Genomic DNA, 19,168 nt, shown 5'->3' on the forward strand with positions numbered 1-19,168 from the left:
CGCCGACACGCACCACAAGCATCAGCTAACCTCGCCTACGCTGCCGCGTAGAACGCAAGCCCGTCCGTGTCTACCGGACCGGAGCAACTCCACTCCGCCTCCCCACCGGCCGCCTCCGCCTCGGGCCCGCACACAGATGTGCGGGCCCGATTGCTCTTTGCGGCCAAGTGGACCCTCGCACCTTCAGCCGTCCAACAGACGCCGAGTGGGTGGTTGCGCCGCTTGGCAAGCGCCCTTCGACAGTGCGCTCCACCGGGCCACCGTTCCGCGGTGCGCCACGACGACAAGGAGTCCACATGTCCTCACAATCGCCCCTGCAAGTCATCGTCTACGACTCTCCCGAACACGAGCACCCCGCCGTCTGCCGGGCCATGGAGTCCTTCGGCCTCGCCACGGACTGGGGGCTGCCCGGCGGTCTCACCAAGACCAAGCAGGTCTTCCTCCACCTCGGGCAGGCCTACGGCACCCACCACGCCCCGCTGGGCGCATCTGACGACCTGGCCGCCCGCCTCCGAGCCGACGCGCCGGAAACCACCTTCCTGCTGTGGCAGGACCCCTACTTCGAGGAAGCCGACGGCCACAACGTCGCGCACGTCCCCGAGGTTGGTGTCTTCGAGAGCCCCTGTAACGCCAACGGGGCACCTCACATCGACCTGTCCGAACTCATCGCGAGCCTGCGCGAGACACCTGCTCTCACGACCGCACAGTGGCTCGCCGGGCCCGGGGAGACCATCCTCGGCACCCGCGTGAGGAAGGTCATCGACGGCTACGAACGGCCTGGCATCGCAGCCTAGTTGCAACACCGAGCTGGCATCCGTTCACCAAGGCGAGGGCCGTCCCCCAGCGGGGACAGCCCTCGCCGCTTGCTCGCCGTGAGCATTCCCGCACCGCGGCGGGCGCTCACGGGCCGCTGGGTGAGTGAGGCCCCGGGGTTGCGGCGCTAAGTCACAGCTTCCGCACTGTGCGGTCCGCCGGCCCGTGCCCGGCCAGCGGCGAGGCGCCTCGCGCAGCAGGACGGCCCCGCACCCCTGACCATTCCACTCCCACAGGAGTTTCCCATGAGCGACACCCCACCCTGCGAGCCCCGTGCCCTGTTCCAGCCACCCGGCGTGACCTTCACATGCCTGCCCCGCAAGGCCCTGACCGTGTGGCGCCTCACCCTCGCGTTCTGGACCACGCTCGTCGCCCTTCTCTTCGGGATTGTCCCCACCACGCTCGTCCAGTTCCTGCACGCCGATCTGGCCGTGTGGCCGTTCTGGACCCTCGTCACCGCCTTCGCCGGATGGTCGGTCGTATGCTGGAAACGCCTCGGCGCCCGCTGGCAGGCGACGGGATACTGCCTCACCGAGGACGAACTCCTACTCCGTGGCGGACTGCTCCACCAGCACCTCACCGCGATGTCCTACGGACGCATCCAGACCGTTGAAGTGCGCTCGGGGCCCATGCAGCGCCGCCTCGGCCTCGCCACCGTGCACGCTCGGACCGGCTCCTACCGCGGCGCGGCCCTCAAAAACCTCGACACCGCCGAGGCAGAGTGGATCCGCGACGTGCTCACCCGCCTTGCCCAGCAGAAGCAGGTCGCGCTGTGACCGACACCGTTGAAGGACGCCTGCATCCCATCACCCCCTGGCGCCGCGCATGGGCCATCACGGCAACCGTCGCGATGCTCGTCTTCCGCGATCTGCCGGAACTGGCAGAATCCGCCAGGGAGTGGCCCCGATGGCTGCTCGCTCTGCTGATCGCCGGGGTCGCCCTGCTCGCCGTCACCTACGGGTACGGCTCCTGGCGCAAGACCTCCTACCGGCTGACCCCAGACGCCCTCTACTACTCTTCGGGCATCGTTTTCCACCGCCGCCGCCGCTTCGAGCTGGCCCACTTGCAGGCGGCCGACATCCGGCGTCCGCTACTCGGCCGGCTGATCGGGGTGTGCACCCTGCGCCTGTCCGTAACCGGACAGAGCAGCGACCTCGCCTACCTGGGCACCCGGCAGGCAGCCATCCTGCACCGCGCCCTCCTGGCCAACATGGCCCGCGACAGCACATCCGAATCCACGTCGCACAACGAGGACACCGCACGCCCGCTGATGTCCGTGTCACCGCGCATGCTGGCCCTGGCCATCGTGCTCGACGCCCGCATCATGGCCAGCGCCGCAGGGATGCTGCTGGTCGGGCTGATGCCCTACCTCCTGTCCACCGAGCCGCTCGCCCTGTTTTCCCTGGCCGGGGTCCTCGGGCCGGTGTGGCGCATGACCGCGCGCCCCTGGATCCAGTGGTTCGGATGGCGAGTCACCCCCGAACCCGGCGGCAACCGCACCCAGTTCGGCCTGTTCGACACCCAGCACCACACGCTGCGACACCAGCGCACCCAGGCCCTCCTCCTGGAGCAGCCCGTGCTGTGGCGCCGCAAGAACTGGGTCCGCATCAGTCTTGCCACCGCCGGGCACGCTCCCCAACTGCTGGCGCCCGTCGCCACCTACCAGGAGGCCCAGCACCTGGTACGCGACCTGTACGGGCCGGAGGCCGTCGACGCCATGGAGACAGCCGGTCCGGCGCCGCACCGCGCCCGCTGGGCCACGCTGTTCAGCCGAGCCCTGTCCTACCGAGCGGCCTCCGGCTATCTCTGCGTCTGGCGGGGTCTTTTCCTGCGGAACGTCGTCCACCTCTGCCCCGCTTCTAAGATCCAAGGCATCGGACTGCTCCAAGGTCCCTGGCAGCGTCGTCTCCGCCTGGCGACGGTTCGGATCGAGCTGGCCGGCGGCCCCCGGCTCAAGGCCCGGCACCGCGACGCCGACGAAGCCGCCGCCATTGCCGCGGCCGCGCGGGCGAGCAGCATCGCCGCCCACTGACCGGGCAGACCGTACGGCCCCGGCACCGCACCTCCCGCGACCGCCCGGGGCCGCGACGGTGGCTTCCGGGCTTACCCACAGCGGGTGCATCGTTCCCACACCGCCGCAGCCGCCCTTTTTGGCGTACTTCGACCAGCGCAGCACGTCCCCGCAGTGGCCCTCGCCTGGGCCGCTGCGGGGACATCTCGGTTTCCTGTATCCGCTCGGGGGCGCAACCAATAGAGCGACAGTGCCCGCACGCCAGTTGCGGGCCTAACACCGGTCCTCGCCACAGTTCCCACGACGGCGCACGACCGCGCCGCAACGACTGAACTGAGAAGGGGGGACCGTGTCCGAGTCCAACGACATGCTGACCGTACTGCTGATGTGCGCCGGGCTCCTGCACATCCTCACCATGCTGGGGATGACCCTGCACACCGCGCTTGCGCCGGACTCGCCGGACGACGAGTGCGGACAAAACCGGACGCTCAAGGCATTGTTCCTCGGCCGCGCGCCGGTCCAACGCACGGGACGCAACATGCTCAACAGCCGCCTGTTGACGTGCTCGGGGCTGCTGCCCGCCGCCGCATCCGCCATGAGCCTGGCCAAAGCGGCAGCCCCAGCCTGGATCGCCGTCCTTGCCGTGCTGGCCCTGGCTCAACTGGCCAGTGCATACGCCTGGTACAAGCCCGACAGTGTGAACACCGCCGGAGCAGCCGAGCGGGGACGGCCCGAGGACACCGCAACCGAGCGCGACGACGAAGCCGACGGCGAGGAGGCGTCCCAGGGGCCCGGGTCCAGCTGATCCTTGGCGTCCCGCCCGGGCCGCAACCATGGGACTCAGTAGCCCGGTTGCGGCCGCGAGGGCAGCGAGGGTCCTCCTCGTGCCTCCGCCGCCCGCGCCGCGCCGCACCCAGGCCCTGGCCTTCCTCCGTCCCAAAGGGCAGGTGCCCGCGTTCGTGGCCCACCGCATCGCCCTCCAGGCCAGCGGCTCCGACCACCACCAGCGCCCCGGCAAAGACCACCGGTCCGTGCCGGGGCGCTGCCATGTCCGCTCTTGCGGCTCTAGCCCCACGCCCGGCCACCGTTCGTGGCGTCAGGCCCGGACGGCGCACACCCGATGCCCCGCCCCGCCTCCCAACGCCACTCCATGCCGAAAGGACACCGCACGTGAACACCGCACAACTGATCACCGCCGCCCGTGACGCTCTCACCGCCCGCCGCGCCAACGAGCAGACCGTCAACACCCTGACCATCACCACGACACACGACCCCGCCCGCCACACGCTGACCTACAACAGCGAAAACGTGGCCGTACGCCACGACGACGGCACCCTCGCCTACATCGACCTAACCAACACCGAGTTCGCCGAAGACCTCGACGCGCATGCGGAGGACCGTCTGACCGCCTCGGGTTCTCTGCGCCCGCTCACCCTCCGCCTGGGCCTCGGACCCATCATCCAGCCGCCCGCCGAACTGAACGCACGGACCCGCCTGTTCATCCTCTCCATCCATGCCCGCGCCGCAGCCCATCGCCCCGGCCTGAGCGGGAACCAGGTCCTCGAACTCGCCAACCTCGCCTACGAGGCCAACGACATCGCCGCCACGACAACACCCGCACATTGCCCCAGCTCGAGTCCTACGCACGTCAGGCCGCCGCTCGTGAACTGCCGTTCCCGCGTGAGGCCACCGCCGCGTTCCTCACCGAGACCGCCCGCCTGGCGGTGCGCACCATGAGCCACAACATGCAGCCCTGCCCGCTCGCCATCGAGCTTCCAGCCGGCCACTTCGGAGACACCCCCGCCTGGCTCGCCCACCAGGCCGTAGCCCGATTCCGTGACGGTGCGAGGAGCCGCGAGCCCCGCTACAACACCCCCGCCCTGCGGGCCGTCCTTCAGGCGCTCGCCGACCTTCAGACGCCCGCAGCAGGAGACTGGCTCAGGCTGTACCTCACCTATCCCCCGGCGAACCCCACCGGCGGCGTCCTGGACGGGGATCCCATCCCCGAAGGCGCATCGGTCTACGACGCGATGCCCGGTGCGATCATCACGGGCGCCCAGGTCCGACGTATTACCGACCTGCTCGAAGCCGACCAGTACGTGATCCAGTTGAGGACTGCGGGCACCTGGCGCCTGCCCAGCCACGATGAACCTGCGATCCTCACCCGCCGACAGGTCTCCGCCACCCTGCGCCGTGCGCGGGACCGCCGCGCCCCGGGCGCCATCCGGTTCAGCCGCGACGCCGACGGCACCGTCTACGTCTCCGACACGACGCAGGCCGCCCGCTACGTGCCCACCAGGCTCATCCCGGACCACCGCGACGGCCACTGCCCCGGATGCCACACCCCCTACGACACCGCGAGCGAGGGCCCCTGCGACCTGGCCGCCTGACACATCCGCCGGACCCCACGGCCCGCAGCCCGTTCGGCTGCGGGCCGTCAGCGTTCCCAGATCTCGCAGTTGCACCGCTAGCCGACCGACCGTCCACCGTCCAGCCAGGGCCGGAGAACGGTCGCGGGCCCATCTGCACGGCGGAGGCGCGCCGCCACGCGTGGACTCTCCCCTCCGACTGCCCCGGTGTCAGCGTGCCACGGCCCCGCCTGCATCAGCTCCGGCCCACGTCCGGCGAAACGACCTGCCCCATGACGCCACCGTCCCCCCTCCAAACGCCCGAAGGAGACGTTCGTGCCCAGCATGTCCAGCACCCCGCCTGCTCCCGTTCGCATGCCTCCACCAGCACCCCAGGAGTGCCTGCCGACCGACAACCTCGGGGAGATGCCCACGGCGACGGCATGGTGCCAGCGGTGGCAGAACCGCCGGCACTCATGGCGTCATACGAGTGCCGGCGGGTTTGACCCGCGCCACTTCCACCTGGAGCCGCTCGCCGTACGCACGGCCAAGGAGTTCGTACTCCGGCACCACTACTCCGGCTCCTTCCCGACCGCTAAAAAGACGTTCGGCCTGTTCAATACCGTTGACGGCGAGCCGCGCCTGAGCGGGGTGGCTGTGTTCGGACTCTCCGTCAGCAAAGCCGTCCTCGAGCGCGCCCTGCCCGACCTTGAAGCCAACGTGGCTTCCTTGGAGTGCTCACGCTTCGTCCTCCTGGACGAATGCCCGGCAAACACCGAAAGCTGGTTCCTGGCCCGCTGTTTCGTACCACACAGAACGAACGAGGGTGAACTTGTAGCAATTGGGCATATTGGTACAATCTATCAAGGGTCGAACGCGGCCTACACCGGCCGCGCCACCGCACGCACGATCAAGCTGCTGCCCGACGGCACCGTCCTCAACGACCGCGCAGCTCAAAAGGTCAGAAGACAGGAACAAGGGCACGAATACGTCGAAGCCAAGCTCATGTCGCTCGGAGCCCCGGCGCCTCGAGCCGGCTGCAACCCGGCCCTCTGGCTACGAGACGCCTTGCACGCGGTAGGCGCACGGAACGTCCGCCACTGGGGCGCGCACCGCTTCTGCGGACACTACGGTGTTGCCGTCTATTTAGCCGCCGAGGTTAGCAGGATTAGGCGTCTGACTGCTGTTGAGCGTTGTGTGCCGTGCTCCGCAGTCGCTGAAGTTGTCCCGGGAGGGGGATCCGGGTGCTGCGGTCCAGATGATGATGTGCTGGTCGGGGTCGGGCCCGCAGTTGAGGGTGTCCCAGTCGAGGGTGAGTTCACCGGCGCGTGGGTGGTGAAGGATCTTGGTGCCCTTGCCTCGCGCGGCCACGTCGTGCTCGCTCCACCAGCGGCGGAAGCGTGCGTCGCTGGCGGTGAGTTCTTCGACGAGGTTGGCCAGGCGCGGTTCGTCGGGGTAGCGGGCGGTTTCCATGCGGGCACGGTGAGTGCGACCGCCGCCACTGCGGTGACGAGCGCGGCATGGTTCATCAAAAATCTTCCGGCGGCTCGGCGAGCTGGTCAGGAGTCGAGAGGTTCGGCGAAGTGCCTGAAGCCGGTGCGTTCGCGGTGGATGTCGAACAGCAGGCCAGCCAAAACGTCGGGGTCTTTGCGAGCGTCGCCCGGGGTGATGGCGCCGGGGATGATCAGCTGGGCGACGTGGATGCCGTTCGGTGCGAGCTGGTCGTGGAGCAGGCGGGCATACGCGCTCTCGGCGGCGAAGGCGATCGAGGTGCCGGCCCGGTCGGGGTGGGGCTGGACGGCGGAGCCGCCGTTGACGAACAGCACCGTGCCCCGTCCCAGTTCACGCATACCCGGCAGGACGTTGCGTACCGCGGTGACCGGCCCGCCCACAGAGAACGCGAAGGGGCCTTGCAGGTCCTCGGCGGTGGTCTCCAGGACGGGCTTCATGAAGTCCTTGTGGGGGACGGGGCTGTACTGCACGACCTCGATCGGGCCGAGTGTGCTGGTCGCGGCGTCCAGCGCGGCATCAAGCGCGTCGGGGTCGCGGACGTCGGCGGCGAAGCCGCGGGCCGTGATGCCGTCCTCGCCCAGTTGGGCAGCCAGGGTGTCCAGGTGGGGCTGGGAACGGGAGATCAGGGCGATGTCGAAGCCGTGGCGGCCGAAGCGGCGGGCGACGGCGGCGCCGAGTCCGGGTCCGGCTCCGATGAGGGCGAACGTGGTCACAGCATGCTCCTCGCGGGATGGGGCGGGTCAGCAGGGGGTGAGCTTGAGGGTGGTCGCGCGGGCACCGTCGGCGGTCATCGGGGGGACATAGGCGCTGGCGGCGGCGTACTTGGTGCGGTAGGCCCGGTCGATACGGTCGTTGAGCGCCGGGTCGGTGACAGGGATGAACGTGACGTCCTGGTCGATGCCGCCGCAGCGGATGTGCCCGGTGCCGCTGGTCTTCGCGGTGCGAAACCACGCGCCGTGCGGGCCGTTGTAGGAGCGGACGTAGAGGTCGTCGCCGTCGCGGACCACCCAGATGGTGGTGGGCGTGCGCAGCCGCCCATCGGCACGCTGGGGCTGGATGTGCAGTTCGCTGGTGTGCTCCGCGGTGTTGAGCTGGTCGCTGGTCCAGTGCGTCATCGTGGTGTCTCCTTCTCGCATCGCGCTTCCGGCAGGGGTGAGGCAGGCGGTGGGATGGTCGCTGCGGCGCCGTCTCGTGGATCCGCGGGTGTGGGGCGCAGGCAGAGGCTGGCGGCGCCGGCCGCCAGGGTGGTCAGGGCGCCGAGGACGAGGCTGACGCGCAGGCCGGGCAGGAAATGCGCCTGGTCGGCGATGAGGGCGCCGAACACGGCGACGGCCAGTGCGCCGCCGAGCTGGCGGCTGGTGTTGAAGATGCCGCTGGCGGTGCCGGTCTGCTGTGCGGGGACGCTGTTGACGAGCAGGGCGGTGGTCGGGGGCATGGCCAGGGGGCCGCCCATTCCGACCGGGAGCATCAGCAGTGCCAGGGCCCACGTGGGTGTTCCGGCGGGGACCAGGGCCAGCAGGAGCAGGCCGCCTGTCATCAGGAACATGCCGCAGGCGATCGGGACCCGGGGCCCGTAGCGTTCGGCGGCGCGGGCGGAGAGCGGGTTGATGAACGCGGACAGCACGGTCATCGGCACGAACGCGAGTCCGGTGGTGAGTGCGGACAGGCCGCGCTGCTGCTGGAGGTAGATGCTGAAGACGAACACCATGCCGTAGAAGGCGGCCATGAACGCGAACCCGGCGCCGCAGGAGATCAGCACGGTCCGGTGGCGCAGCAGCGCCAGGGGCACCATTGGGTGCCGGCCGCGGGCCTGGGCGCGGACGAACACCATGGCCGCCCCGATGGTGAGCAGGGTCGCGGCCCAGACCTGGGGAGCTGTAAACCCGGCGGAACCCGCTTCGATCGCGGCGAACGTCAGCGCACCCATCGCGAGCACCGCGCTGATCTGCCCGGTGACGTCGAAGGGCACCCGACGGCTCGGCGAGCGGGCGGAGAAGGCCAGCAGCACGAGCGCGACGGCGCCGACGGGCAGGTTGATGAAGAAGATCATCCGCCAGCTGATCAGGCTGGCCGCTCCGCCGGTCACCGGCCCGGCGGCGGAGGCGACCGCGCCGCCCACCGCCCACAGCGCCACCGCCCGGCCCCGTTTGACCGGGTCGGTGTAAGCCTCGCGGATCAGGGCCAGACTCGTGGGCATCATCGCCGCCGCTCCGGCGCCCTGCACCAGCCGCGCTCCGATGAGCGAGGGCAGGTTGGGGGCCAGCCCGCACGCCGCGGACGCGGCGATGAACACCACCAGGCCCAGGCCGAACGCGCGGCGCGCGCCGATCCGATCCGACAGCGAACCGGCCGACAGCAGCAGGGCGGCGAACATCAGGGTGTAGCCGTCCACCACCCATTGCAGGCCGATGATCCCGCCGCCCAGATCTGTCCGGATCGCGGGCAGCGCGACGTTGACGACCAAGGCGTCCAGAGTGATGACGAAGAAGCCCAGCAGTGCTGCTGCCAGGGCCGAACCGGGATGTCCCCGGTGCCCGGTGACAGCACCGCTGTGCGGTGCGGAGAGGGCCGGCAACGACATGAGGTGAAGACTCCAGAGCCAGATGAAAGGGGGGCTGCGCCGCTGACGCGGGGCGGAAGGGCGGAGCACCTTGGACTTCGAGCAACCGGTGCGTCCGCTTCCCGGTCGCTTCCAGGAAACCGCCGGTCACGTGCGCGCGGAAGGCACGGTCATTCCCGGTAGCGGCAGAACCCCCCTGCCCTGCAGGCGGTGCCTGTGCCCGAGCTCAGGCACCACCGCGGCATGCGCCTGCGCCGGGCGTGACGGCGGCCGGCGCGACCGGGTCACTTGCCGACCAGGCCCATGTGGGTCTCGTTGTAGCGGTCCCCGTGGACGCCGAGACGTCCCGCTGCCGCATCCAGATCTGCCCGCTCGTCCGCGGACAGGGCCACGTGCGTGGCGGCGGCGTTCTCCTCGACCCTCTCGATGCGGCGTGTGCCGGGGATCGGCACGATCGAAGGGTGCTGGGCAAGCAGCCAGGCCAGCGCCACCTGCCCGGGGCTGGCGTTCTTCGCCTGTGCCAGGGCAGCAACGTGGTCGACCAGTTGCTGGTTGGCGGCGCGATTGGTCTCGCTGAAGCGGGGGATCGTGGTGCGGACGTCGCCGTCGGAGAACGAGGTGGCGGCGTCGACGGTGCCAGTGAGGAATCCCTTGCCCAGCGGGCTGAACGGCACGAAGCCGATGCCCAGCTCGGCCAGCGTCGGCAGGACCTCGGGCTCCGGATCGCGGGTCCACAGCGAATACTCGCTCTGCACCGCGGTCACCGGGTGGACCGCGTGGGCCCGGCGGATCGTGGACGCCGCAGCCTCGGACAGCCCGAAGTGCCGCACCTTCCCCGCCTGCACCAGCTCACCGACGGCGCCGGCCACTTCTTCGATCGGCACGTCCGGATCCACCCGGTGCTGGTAGAAGAGGTCGATCGTCTCGGTGCGCAGCCGACGCAGCGAGGCGTCGGCGACCCGCCGGATCTGCTCGGGGCGGCTGTCGAGGCCGGTCGACGTGCCGTTCTCGATGCGCCAGCCGAACTTCGTCGCCAGCACGACTTGATCCCGCACCGGAGCCAGGGCCTCGCCGACGAGTTCCTCGTTCACGTAGGGGCCGTATACCTCCGCGGTGTCGAAGAACGTGATGCCGCGCTCGACCGCGCCGCGCAGCACACCGATCATGTCCGTGCGGCTGCCCGGGTTAGGGCCGTAGCTCTGCGACATGCCCATACAGCCCAGGCCGATGGCCGACACCTGCAGACCCTGGCCCAACGTACGCGTGTGCATGGTCGATCTCCCTGTCAATGGTGGTGCGGTGGCGGTGAGGGCCGCGAGCGGCGGGTGGTTCAGTGGCTCGTGTACCCGCCGTCGACGGGCAAGGCGACGCCCACGACGAAGCTGGCGGCGTCGCTGCACAGCCAGAGCGCGGCGGCGGCTACCTCCTCGGCTGTGCCCAGCCGTCCGATGGGCTGCTGCTTCATGATCTCGGCCATGGCCTCGGCCTGGCCTTCGAGCATGCCGGCGACCATTGGGGTGTCGATGACCCCGGGGCACACGGCGTTGATACGGATGCCCCTGGCGGCGTACTCGACGGCGGCGCTCTTCGTCAGGCCGATCACCCCGTGCTTGGACGCGTGGTAGGCGGCGCGCTCGGGCAGGCCGACCAGACCGCCGAGGGATGAGCAGTTGACGATCGCGCCGGAGCCCTGGGTGCGCATCTGGCGCAGCTCGTGCTTCTGTGCGGCCCACACGCCGCGGAGGTTGACGGCGTTGACGCGGTCGAAGTCCTCAGCCCTCTCGTCGGCCGCGTCCGACGGCGGGGCCTGGATGCCGGCGTTGTTGAACGCCATGTCCAGGCGGCCGAAGGCGCTCACCGCACGGTCGACCATCGCGGCGGCCTGGTCCTCGTCGGTGACGTCGCACACCACACCGATCGCCTGATGGCCGGCGTCGGTCAGGTTCTGGGCGGCCTTCTCGACCGCCTGCTGATTGACATCGGCGAGGACGACGGCAGCGCCCGCTTGGGCGAAGGCGCGCGCGGCGGCCAGCCCCATACCGGAGGCCGCACCGGTGACCAGGGCGACCCGGCCCTCGAAGTCGTACTGCGGATTCACTGTGGCACTTCCTGTCGTTCGTGCTGCCGGACATCACCCCGCCCGGCACGGGAAAGATGCCGTCTTCTGACCGGGGCGTTTTGCTTGGTCAGAAGACGGTGCGCATGCCTGGGGTCAGGGGCGCAGGAGAGTCTTGATAGCGCGCCGCTCGTCCATGGCCTTGTAGCCCTCGGCTACCTCGGACAGGGGCAGTTCGAGGTCGAAGACCTTGCCCGGGTTGATCCGGCCGGACAGGACTCCGTCGATCAGGTCGGGCAGGAACTCCCGCACGGGGGGCGGGGCCGCCGCGCAGGCCGACGTGCCGAGTAGAACAGCTCGGTGCCGTCGATCGCCACGTCGTGGGGGACGCCGACGAAGCCGACGTTGCCGCCGGGGCGGGTGGAGTTCAGGGCCTGCTGCATCGACTGCTCGTTGCCGACGCACTCCAGCACACGGTCGGCGCCGATCCCGCCGGTCATCTCCTTGATCCGGGCCACACCCTCCTCGCCGCGCTCGGCGACGATGTCGGTGGCGCCGAACTCTCGGGCGAGCTTCTGGCGGGACTCGTGCCGGGACATCGCGATGATCCGCTCCGCCCCGAGCTCCTTAGCGGCGATGACCGCGCACAGCCCGACCGCGCCGTCACCGACCACGGCCACCGTGTCGCCGGGCCGCACCTCGGCCGCGACGGCGGCGTACCAGCCGGTGCCCATCACGTCCGAGCAGGCCAGCAGACTCGGCACGAACTTCTCGTCGGGCACCTGAGGGGTGGCGACCAGGGTGCCGTCGGCCAGCGGAACACGCAGCCGCTCGGCCTGGCAGCCCTCAGCGCCGACGAACTCCCGGTGCAGACAGTTGCTCTGGTAGCCGTTGCGGCAGTTCGCGCAGGTGTTGTCGGAAGCGAAGAACGAGTCGATGACGAACTGTCCCGGCCGGAGGGTCTTCACCTCATCGCCGATCTCCTCGACGATGCCTACGTACTCGTGTCCGAACGGGGTGGGCTGCTCGACCGGGTTGATACCGCGGTAGTCCCACAGGTCCGAGCCGCACACGCAGGTGGCGACAGTGCGAATGACCGCATCGGTCGCATTGACGATCTTCGGGTCGGCGCGCTCCTCGAAACGCACGTCGCCGGGGGCGTAGAGGATTGCTCCGCGCATGGTGGAACCTTTCATGAACGCAAGGCGGGCGCTGTCCGGCCCGCGCCGGCAGCGTTCGCGGGATTGGTCAGCGGCCGGCGGACTTCAAGGCCGCGGCGTACTGCTCGTCGGTGACCGGCTCCAGCCAGGTAGTGCCGTCGCTGTTCTCGTCGCCGACGAGCATGGCGATGTGGGCCATGAGGGTGGTGTCGGTCGCGCCGTGCCAGTGCTCCTCACCGGCCGGGCATTTGACCGTCTCACCGGCGGTGGCCAGCGCGACACTGCCGTCACGGGTACCGACCAGGCCGACACCATCGGTGATGTAGAGAGTCTGGCCCTTGGCGTGGGAGTGCCAGTTGGTACGGGCACCGGGAGTGAAGCGCACGAGGGCGGCGGCCAGACGGGCCGGGTCGGAGGGCGCCTCGATCGGGTTGAGGTAGACGTCACCGGTGAAGCGCTCTGCCGGAGCCTTGGCGGTGGGGGTGGAGGTGATGTGTTCCACGGCAGCTTTCCTCGATCTGATAGGGGTCGGTGCGGGTGGGCGGGGGCCGGTCAGGCGGACTGCTCGTCGGTGATCTTCTTCAGCAACGTGATCGCGGTCATGGCGTTAGGCCATCCGGCGTAGAACGCCAAGTGCGTGATCGCCTCGGACAGCTCCTCGACGCTCAACCCGTTCTCCAGAGCCTTGCCCAGGTGGTACGGGAGCTGCTCACTGCGGTACAAGGCGGCCAGTACGCTCACCGTCACCAGACTCCGGTCGCGGGGGGAGAGCCCCGGGCGCTCCCACACGTCGGCGAACAGCACGTCGTTCGTGACCTCGACCAGCTTCGGCGCGATCTGCGCCAGCTCCTGGGGTGCGGACTGCTTCGCCATACGATGACTCCTTGCGATGATGCGATTACATGTCCGGCGGGTCCACTCTGTGCGAGCGGAGCTCGTCCGGCAGCCGCAGCGACCGCCCCCGATGGTTCCGGGGCGTTGGCCAACCACCGCCGATATCGAGGAAACCGCAGGTCACCCGCGCGCGGAAGGTACTGTCGTTACAGGTACTGACAGGACCCCCCACCTGCGGCGAGGCGGCCCTAGCCTGGCGGTATGGACACCGCCCACGACATCCGCGAGTTCCTCGCCACCCGCCGCGCCAAGATCACCCCCCAGCAGGCCGGGCTGCCCGCCTTCGGCAGCAACCGCCGCGTTCCGGGACTGCGCCGCGAAGAGGTCGCCCTGCTCGCCGGCGTCAGCATCGACTACTACGTCCGTCTGGAGCGCGGCCACCTCGCCGGAGCCTCCGAGGAAGTCCTTGACGCCGTCGCGAACGCCCTCCAGCTCGACGACGCCGAACGCTCCCACCTCTACGACCTGGCCGCCGCCCAGCGCACCCGACCCGCCCGCCGCACCAAGAAGCCGCGCGGACCCATCCCCGCCAGCATCCAGCGCGTCCTGGACTCCATGACCGACAGCCCGGCCTTCGTCCGCAACGGACGCCTGGACATCCTGGCCATCAACCGCCTCGGCCGTGCCCTCTACGCCCCGCTGTTCGCCCCCGGCGCCCCGCGCCCGGTCAACATCGCGCGCTTCCAGTTCCTGGACCCCACCGGCCGGGACTTCTTCCCCGACTGGGCAGCATCGCTCAACACCACCGTCTCCCTGCTGCGCACCGAAGCCGGCCGCGCCCCGGGCGACAGCGAACTCACCGCGCTGATCGGGGAACTGGTCACCCGCAGCGACGAGTTCCGCACCGCCTGGGCCAAACACAACGTGCGCCTGCACCACACCGGCAGCAAGCCCTTCCGCCACCCCGAGATCGGCGAAATCCTCCTCGACTTCGACGCCATGGCCCTGCCCGCCCAGCCCGGCCTCACCCTCACCGCCTACAGCGCCGAACCAGGCACCGCCGCCCACGACGGCCTGCGCCTGCTGTCCGCATGGGCTGCCACCGAAGACGCCCATGCCGCCACCGGCGCCCAGCGCTGAACGACGCGGCCCCTCTGCCGCGCGGCGGCTCAGCCACCGCCCGAGCGGACACCCGGTGTGCATGGGTACAGCCGGGTGGAATCGCCGACACTCAGGCACTGCTCGGCGAGCCCGGACTGCAGGTGACCGCCTTCAATAGCCGGAGGCTTGGCGGACCGAGGCGGCCGGCCGCGTGTGCGCTGCGGACCCGTCGCTTCGGCGGCCCAAGAGGGACAACCGCCCGGGTGCCGCCACTCGGCATCGGCACCGCGGTCAGGACCGGCGCCATCGGGTGAGGTCGGGAACCGAAGCGCGGGCGGCCACCTGCCCTTGCAGAGCCGCGTTGGTCTCCTTGAGCTGATGCATCTCTATCTCTAGGACCTGAACGATCCGGGCCAGGAGCTGACACTGGGCGCGCAGATCGTCACGTTCTGCGCGGACGCGAGCCAGGTCCTGCTGCTGCTTGGCCGCGCGGGCCCGCGCCGACACGGACAGCGACTCGGGGAGAGGATCGCGGGCCTTGGCCAAGGCGTAGAACAGGTCCTTGAGGCCGGTGTGCTTGTGGGTGAGCTTGTTGCGCCGCAGGCCGGCTTCGGCAGCCAGGGAGACGATGGTCAGCTTGCCGTCGGAGCGCAGCGGAGCACCGGCCAGCAGGCGCACCATGGCGTCGGTGATAGCTCTGACCTCCGCGGCGTCCTCGGACTCGGAGCCAGCATCACCCTGGGCGTGGGCGTGGGCGAGGGCCTCGCCGACGAGTTGGGCCAGGGCCGCCCTATCGCGGGGACCGGTGACGGACTCGTTGGGATTGCTCATCGTGGTTCCTTGGGGTCGTCCGTGCCCGGCTGCCGTGCGTCGTGGCGGCGGATGATGTCGGTGAGGTGGGCCTTGCGCTGCTGTTCGCGGGCCGCGATGGGGTAGGGGTCGAGGCCGGCGTCGGCGTCCGTGTCGATCCGCGCGACCTCTGCCCGCAGGGCGGTGATCTGGCTGTCGGTGCGGCTGATGTTCGCGCACGCCGGATGGCAGCGGGAGTGGTCGGGGGTGCTGCGGCCGCCGTCGCGCGGCCGATCGCGGTCCGGGTTGCATAGCGCGGTGAACGCGTCGTGGTTGCAGGTCAGGAAGGCTTTTGGGTCTTCGTAGACCTGGAGTCTGGGGTTGGCGACCAGCGCGCGTAGCTCGCGTTTGCCGAGGTAGGTCCCGGCGTAGCGGTCGGAGAACTCGGCGGCCGCGGCGCGGTAGCGGTCGGCGGCCGGGCCGCTGACCCTCTCGCCCGCAGCGATGCGCTCGCCGGCTTCGGTGAGTGTCTCGGCCAGGGCCAGGCCCTTCTCTTGGTCCAGGACTTCGAGCATGTCGGCCTGGGAGCGGCCGGCGTACGACTCCGACATGGCGGTAGCCGCGTGTCCGTACTGCACCGCCAGTGCGATCCGGCCGCCGGGCTGGCGGTAGATGAACCAGGCGATGGTGCGGCGGAAGCGGCGCAGGGCGACGGCGCCGTCGGGGTCGGGCGGGATCAGCTCGTGGGGGCGGTCGTGGGTGGTGGCGAGCTGGTTGGCCCAGGCGGTGAAGGCGCGGATCCGTTCCACAGCGGCGTCGGAGGACAGCCCGGTGCGGGGCATGCAGGTGCCCTTCGCGTACCGGTAGAGGGTGCGGGTGAACAGCTGCTCGCCGTCTTCGAGTTCCTCGACGACGGCGATGGCCCGCGCGACGGGCTCGAGCACGATCCACGGATCTGCTCGCTCCTCGCCTTCGCCGATCGCGTTGCCGTCCTCGTCCAGGACCCCCTTGAAATGTCGGCCACGGACCTCGAACCGTGCGGTGCCGTCGTCCCGCTCCACTCGGGTGCAGCAGCCGCGGCGCAGGGCCAGGACTACTGGCGGGAGGGGGTTATTCCGACCGTGCACTATTCCCCCTCTTTTCCGGGGTGTTGGCCCCGTTTTCGAACCCTGGGTGAATGCAGGGCTTCGGCGTAGTTGTGTGACGTCCGGTTTGTGATCATCCGAGTCCCAGGTGGGCGAGGGGACGGCGGTTGTCGCGGGCGTTGTGGCGGAGGCCGGCGGCGATGTTCTTTGCTCCGGAGATCCGCAGGGCCCCGATGGCGAGGTTGCGGAGAGTGGCCATTGCGCGGGGTGCGTTGCCTGTGCGGAGCTGGGAGGCGTCCTCGGCGAAGGTGGTGTCCCTGACCTGATGCAGGGTGATCACGAGCCACAGCCCCGGGCCCGGGCCCTAAACGATCACCCAGCAAGGAAGCGACGTCGGGGCTGGCCCTGGCCCGACTGCCGTCCGCCGAATTAGCCCTGAACCTCGGCGCGCGCGCATGAATGATCGAGACTAGATTGGAGAGAGGGGGAAGACCGGCGGCGGCGAGTCGGTTTCCTGGCTCATCCCGCGGAACCCTGAAATAGGCGTCCGAGAGGGGATCCTTGCCATGGCCAGGGTGCTTTTCATCGTGAGCGGAGCCACCTACTGGGTGTTGAAGGACGGCACGAGGTACGCGACCGGCTACTGGGCCGAGGAGTTCGCGAACCCGTACAAGATCTTGACGGATGCCGGCCATGAGATCGTCGTGGCGACGCCTAACGGCGTGACTCCCAACGTCGACATGATGAGCCTACGGCCCGAGATGGTCGGCGGAAATGACAGCGCCCTCGAATTGGAGGCTGTCATCCGTTCCGCGGAGGTAATGCGTCGGCCCTTGCGACTGTCGGATGTCCGCCTCGAGGACTACGACGGGGTGTACTTGCCGGGCGGCCACGGTCCGATGTCGGACCTGGCCTGGGACGCCGATGCCGGACGGCTGCTGACGCAGCAACTGACCTCGGGTAACCCTCTGTTCATCGTCTGTCACGCGCCTGCCTCGATGCTGGCGACCAGGATCCACGGCGAGTCGCCGTTCAAGGGCTTCGACATCACCTGTTTCACCAACGAGGAGGAAGAGAGCGTCGGACTGGCCCCCCTGGCCCCGTGGCTGCTGGAGACCGATGTGCAGGAGAAGGTCGGGGTCAACTTCAGCCGCGGTCCGATCTGGGAGCCGTACATGGTCGAGGATCGCAACCTGGTCACCGGGCAGAACCCGGCTTCGGCCGCGATCCTGGGCAACCGGATGCTGGAAATCCTCAAGTGAGCGTGGACGACACGACGGATGCGGACACCGCCCGGAAGGTCGCGATCATCACCGGTGCCAACGGGGGCATCGGCTCCGCCATCGTCACCGCCTACCGCGGCCTCGGGTACGCGGTCGCGGCCATCAGCCGTTCCATGCCGGAATCCGAGGACCCGCAGGTGTTCGCCTTCAGCGGCGATCTGGTGGAGCCCGGTGCGGGCGAGCGGATAGTCGGGGCGGCGATGGATCGGTTCGGTCGGATCGACACCGTGGTCAACAGCGCCGGCGTCTACATCGGCAAGCCGTTCACCTACTACACCGACAAGGACTTCGACCTGATCGTCGGCGTGAACCTGCGCGGATTCTTCAACGTTTCGCGCCGCGCCGTCGGCGCGATGCTCTCCCGCGGTGAAGGCGGCGGTCACCTGGTGAACATCTCCACCTCCCTGGTCGACCAGCCGAATGCACAGGTGCCGTGCGCGCTCGCGTCGTTGACCAAGGGCGGCCTCAACGCGGTCACCAAGGAGTTGGCGATCGAATTCGCAGGGCAGGGCATCCGCGTGAACACCGTCTCGCTCGGCGTCGTCCGTACGCCGATGAACCCGGAGACCACGCCCGAGCTCGTGGCTCGCCATCCACTCGGGCGGATGGAAGAGGTCGACGACGTCGTCCAGGCCATCGTGTACCTCGAGCAGGCGTCCTTCGTCACCGGCGAGGTCCTCCACGTCGACGGCGGCCAGAGCGCGGGCCATGGAAAGGATTGCGATGAATGACAGCGCAGACACCGGGTCCGTTCCGCGCGAAGGGCTCAACAGGGCCGCCCTCGAGGAACACTGGCGAGCATCGGAACGTGGGGATACCGACGCCGAGCATGCCGTCTACGCCGCGGACGCGATCCTCGACTACCCCCAGTCAGGTGAACGATTCCGGGGCCGCGCGACGATTTCGGCGCAACGTGGCGGGCACCCTGCCAGTCGGCACTTCACCGTCCACCGGATCGTCGGCAGCGGGGATCTGTGGGTGAGTGAGTGTGTCATCACGTATGACGGGGTGCCCACCCACTCGGTGAGCATGATGGAATTCTCCCACGGGCATGTGGTACACGAGACGCAGTACTTCGCGGACCCCTTCGATGCGCCCGAAGGGCGGAAGGCACTCGCGGAGCCGATGCCGGGCAGGAATATTGCCAGGGCCTGACCAGGGCGGCCCACGATGTCTCCCTCATGGCCCGGCTGCTGGGTGTGTCGCGGCAGGGCTACTACGCCTGGAAGAAGCGCGGCCCCTCCCGGCGCCAGCGGGAGGACGCCGTGCTGACGGAGAAGATCAAGGCCCACCACGAGCGGTCGCCCGGCACCTACGGCGCCCCACGCATCCAGGCTGACCTGCGGGAAGTCGACGGTCTGCGCGTCGGCCGCAACCGCATAGCCCGCCTGATGCGGGCGGCGGGCCTGACCGGGGTACACCGCCGCACCGGACGCGCCTGCCTCACGCGCCAGGACCGACAAGCCACCGCCGCCCCGGACCTGATCGGCCGGGACTTTACCGCCAAGGCGCCGAACCTGCGCTGCACCTGCCCCGGATGGACGGCCACGGCGATGGCCCGCGGCTCAAGAACGGCCCGGCGCTGGCCGGCCACGGCGCCGAGGCCGTACGCGATG

The 19,168-nt window shown here is 69.7% G+C and carries 20 protein-coding genes and 3 pseudogenes; 11 read left to right on the plus strand and 12 right to left on the minus strand.

The annotated features are described in order from the left end of the window. The first annotated feature begins 296 nt into the window (after positions 1-296). The 6 genes from ABZV31_RS37120 (at position 297) to ABZV31_RS37145 (ending at position 5,214) form a co-directional block, all read left to right on the plus strand. Positions 297-794 carry a hypothetical protein gene (locus ABZV31_RS37120; protein ID WP_355901247.1) on the plus strand — a complete coding sequence of 166 codons (498 nt, stop codon included), beginning with the start codon at positions 297-299 and terminating at the stop codon, positions 792-794. A 264-nt stretch (positions 795-1,058) separates the two neighbouring features. Next, positions 1,059-1,589, plus strand: coding sequence for a PH domain-containing protein (locus ABZV31_RS37125; RefSeq protein ID WP_355901248.1), 531 nt, complete (start codon positions 1,059-1,061; stop codon positions 1,587-1,589). After that, positions 1,586-2,845, plus strand: coding sequence for a PH domain-containing protein (locus tag ABZV31_RS37130; protein WP_355901249.1), 1,260 nt, complete (start codon positions 1,586-1,588; stop codon positions 2,843-2,845). The genes ABZV31_RS37125 and ABZV31_RS37130 overlap by 4 nt, the downstream gene beginning before the upstream one ends. A gap of 328 nt (positions 2,846-3,173) precedes the next feature. After that, positions 3,174-3,629 (plus strand): hypothetical protein, encoded by a 456-nt coding sequence (locus tag ABZV31_RS37135; protein WP_355901250.1) that lies wholly within the window; start codon positions 3,174-3,176, stop codon positions 3,627-3,629. A 365-nt stretch (positions 3,630-3,994) separates the two neighbouring features. Beyond that, on the plus strand, positions 3,995-4,561 hold the full coding sequence (locus tag ABZV31_RS37140) for a hypothetical protein (protein WP_355901251.1): 567 nt from the start codon (positions 3,995-3,997) through the stop codon (positions 4,559-4,561). Further along, a complete protein-coding gene (locus ABZV31_RS37145; RefSeq protein WP_355901252.1) occupies positions 4,558-5,214 on the plus strand; it encodes a hypothetical protein in 657 nt (218 codons plus the stop codon). The genes ABZV31_RS37140 and ABZV31_RS37145 overlap by 4 nt, the downstream gene beginning before the upstream one ends. 1,104 nt (positions 5,215-6,318) lie before the next feature. On the opposite strand, the gene ABZV31_RS37150 is transcribed toward ABZV31_RS37145, so the two are convergent. From ABZV31_RS37150 to ABZV31_RS37190, 9 genes and pseudogenes are all read right to left on the minus strand, one after another. Further along, positions 6,319-6,735, minus strand: coding sequence for a hypothetical protein (locus ABZV31_RS37150; protein WP_355901266.1), 417 nt, complete (start codon positions 6,733-6,735; stop codon positions 6,319-6,321). Then, a complete protein-coding gene (locus ABZV31_RS37155; RefSeq protein WP_355901253.1) occupies positions 6,732-7,397 on the minus strand; it encodes an SDR family NAD(P)-dependent oxidoreductase in 666 nt (221 codons plus the stop codon). Before ABZV31_RS37155 ends, ABZV31_RS37150 begins: the two co-directional genes overlap by 4 nt. Positions 7,398-7,424: 27 nt before the next feature. Then, positions 7,425-7,799, minus strand: coding sequence for a DUF2255 family protein (locus tag ABZV31_RS37160; protein WP_355901254.1), 375 nt, complete (start codon positions 7,797-7,799; stop codon positions 7,425-7,427). After that, a complete protein-coding gene (locus tag ABZV31_RS37165) occupies positions 7,796-9,265 on the minus strand; it encodes an MFS transporter (RefSeq protein WP_355901255.1) in 1,470 nt (489 codons plus the stop codon). Before ABZV31_RS37165 ends, ABZV31_RS37160 begins: the two co-directional genes overlap by 4 nt. A 263-nt stretch (positions 9,266-9,528) precedes the next feature. After that, entirely contained in the window at positions 9,529-10,515 is a 987-nt protein-coding gene (locus tag ABZV31_RS37170; protein WP_355901256.1) for an aldo/keto reductase, read from the minus strand. Positions 10,516-10,574: 59 nt separating this feature from the next. Beyond that, the gene (locus ABZV31_RS37175) at positions 10,575-11,342 is read right to left on the minus strand and encodes a glucose 1-dehydrogenase (RefSeq protein WP_355901257.1); all 768 of its coding nucleotides are present in this window, start codon (positions 11,340-11,342) and stop codon (positions 10,575-10,577) included. 114 nt (positions 11,343-11,456) lie between these two features. Then, positions 11,457-12,481, minus strand: a pseudogene (locus ABZV31_RS37180) (zinc-dependent alcohol dehydrogenase family protein). Between the two features lie 67 nt (positions 12,482-12,548). Further along, positions 12,549-12,962 (minus strand): cupin domain-containing protein, encoded by a 414-nt coding sequence (locus tag ABZV31_RS37185; protein ID WP_355901258.1) that lies wholly within the window; start codon positions 12,960-12,962, stop codon positions 12,549-12,551. A gap of 50 nt (positions 12,963-13,012) precedes the next feature. Further along, on the minus strand, positions 13,013-13,333 hold the full coding sequence (locus ABZV31_RS37190; RefSeq protein WP_355901259.1) for a carboxymuconolactone decarboxylase family protein: 321 nt from the start codon (positions 13,331-13,333) through the stop codon (positions 13,013-13,015). A 222-nt stretch (positions 13,334-13,555) separates the two neighbouring features. Between ABZV31_RS37190 and ABZV31_RS37195 the strand changes: the two genes are divergently transcribed. Beyond that, positions 13,556-14,434 (plus strand): helix-turn-helix transcriptional regulator, encoded by an 879-nt coding sequence (locus ABZV31_RS37195; RefSeq protein ID WP_355901260.1) that lies wholly within the window; start codon positions 13,556-13,558, stop codon positions 14,432-14,434. A 252-nt stretch (positions 14,435-14,686) separates the two neighbouring features. Here ABZV31_RS37195 and ABZV31_RS37200 read toward each other — a convergent pair whose 3' ends face one another. From ABZV31_RS37200 to ABZV31_RS37210, 3 genes and pseudogenes are all read right to left on the minus strand, one after another. Continuing rightward, a complete protein-coding gene (locus tag ABZV31_RS37200; protein ID WP_355901261.1) occupies positions 14,687-15,226 on the minus strand; it encodes a hypothetical protein in 540 nt (179 codons plus the stop codon). Next, a complete protein-coding gene (locus tag ABZV31_RS37205) occupies positions 15,223-16,311 on the minus strand; it encodes a hypothetical protein (protein WP_355901262.1) in 1,089 nt (362 codons plus the stop codon). The genes ABZV31_RS37200 and ABZV31_RS37205 overlap by 4 nt, the downstream gene beginning before the upstream one ends. Positions 16,312-16,402: 91 nt before the next feature. Beyond that, positions 16,403-16,600, minus strand: a pseudogene (locus tag ABZV31_RS37210) (ISAs1 family transposase); the annotation flags it as partial. A 235-nt stretch (positions 16,601-16,835) separates the two neighbouring features. Here ABZV31_RS37210 and ABZV31_RS37215 point away from each other — a divergent pair. The 4 genes and pseudogenes from ABZV31_RS37215 to ABZV31_RS37230 form a co-directional block, all read left to right on the plus strand. Further along, positions 16,836-17,531, plus strand: a complete 696-nt coding sequence (locus ABZV31_RS37215; RefSeq protein ID WP_355901263.1) for a type 1 glutamine amidotransferase domain-containing protein — start codon at positions 16,836-16,838, stop codon at positions 17,529-17,531. Then, positions 17,528-18,283 carry an SDR family oxidoreductase gene (locus tag ABZV31_RS37220; protein WP_355901264.1) on the plus strand — a complete coding sequence of 252 codons (756 nt, stop codon included), beginning with the start codon at positions 17,528-17,530 and terminating at the stop codon, positions 18,281-18,283. The genes ABZV31_RS37215 and ABZV31_RS37220 overlap by 4 nt, the downstream gene beginning before the upstream one ends. Then, positions 18,276-18,707 (plus strand): nuclear transport factor 2 family protein, encoded by a 432-nt coding sequence (locus ABZV31_RS37225; protein ID WP_355901265.1) that lies wholly within the window; start codon positions 18,276-18,278, stop codon positions 18,705-18,707. The genes ABZV31_RS37220 and ABZV31_RS37225 overlap by 8 nt, the downstream gene beginning before the upstream one ends. 26 nt (positions 18,708-18,733) lie before the next feature. After that, positions 18,734-18,967, plus strand: a pseudogene (locus ABZV31_RS37230) (IS3 family transposase); the annotation flags it as partial. Between the last annotated feature and the right edge of the window lie 201 nt (positions 18,968-19,168).

This window comes from Streptomyces sp. NPDC005202, assembly GCF_040608235.1.
Classification (GTDB): domain Bacteria; phylum Actinomycetota; class Actinomycetes; order Streptomycetales; family Streptomycetaceae; genus Streptomyces.

Coding starts and splice junctions, on each gene's coding strand:
- ABZV31_RS37120 (WP_355901247.1), top strand. CDS start 297: ATGTCCTCACAATCGCCCCTGCAAGTCATCGTCTACGACTCTCCCGAA.
- ABZV31_RS37165 (WP_355901255.1), bottom strand. CDS start 9,265: ATGTCGTTGCCGGCCCTCTCCGCACCGCACAGCGGTGCTGTCACCGGG.
- ABZV31_RS37190 (WP_355901259.1), bottom strand. CDS start 13,333: ATGGCGAAGCAGTCCGCACCCCAGGAGCTGGCGCAGATCGCGCCGAAG.
- ABZV31_RS37125 (WP_355901248.1), top strand. CDS start 1,059: ATGAGCGACACCCCACCCTGCGAGCCCCGTGCCCTGTTCCAGCCACCC.
- ABZV31_RS37145 (WP_355901252.1), top strand. CDS start 4,558: ATGAGCCACAACATGCAGCCCTGCCCGCTCGCCATCGAGCTTCCAGCC.
- ABZV31_RS37215 (WP_355901263.1), top strand. CDS start 16,836: ATGGCCAGGGTGCTTTTCATCGTGAGCGGAGCCACCTACTGGGTGTTG.
- ABZV31_RS37225 (WP_355901265.1), top strand. CDS start 18,276: ATGAATGACAGCGCAGACACCGGGTCCGTTCCGCGCGAAGGGCTCAAC.
- ABZV31_RS37160 (WP_355901254.1), bottom strand. CDS start 7,799: ATGACGCACTGGACCAGCGACCAGCTCAACACCGCGGAGCACACCAGC.
- ABZV31_RS37195 (WP_355901260.1), top strand. CDS start 13,556: ATGGACACCGCCCACGACATCCGCGAGTTCCTCGCCACCCGCCGCGCC.
- ABZV31_RS37200 (WP_355901261.1), bottom strand. CDS start 15,226: ATGAGCAATCCCAACGAGTCCGTCACCGGTCCCCGCGATAGGGCGGCC.
- ABZV31_RS37170 (WP_355901256.1), bottom strand. CDS start 10,515: ATGCACACGCGTACGTTGGGCCAGGGTCTGCAGGTGTCGGCCATCGGC.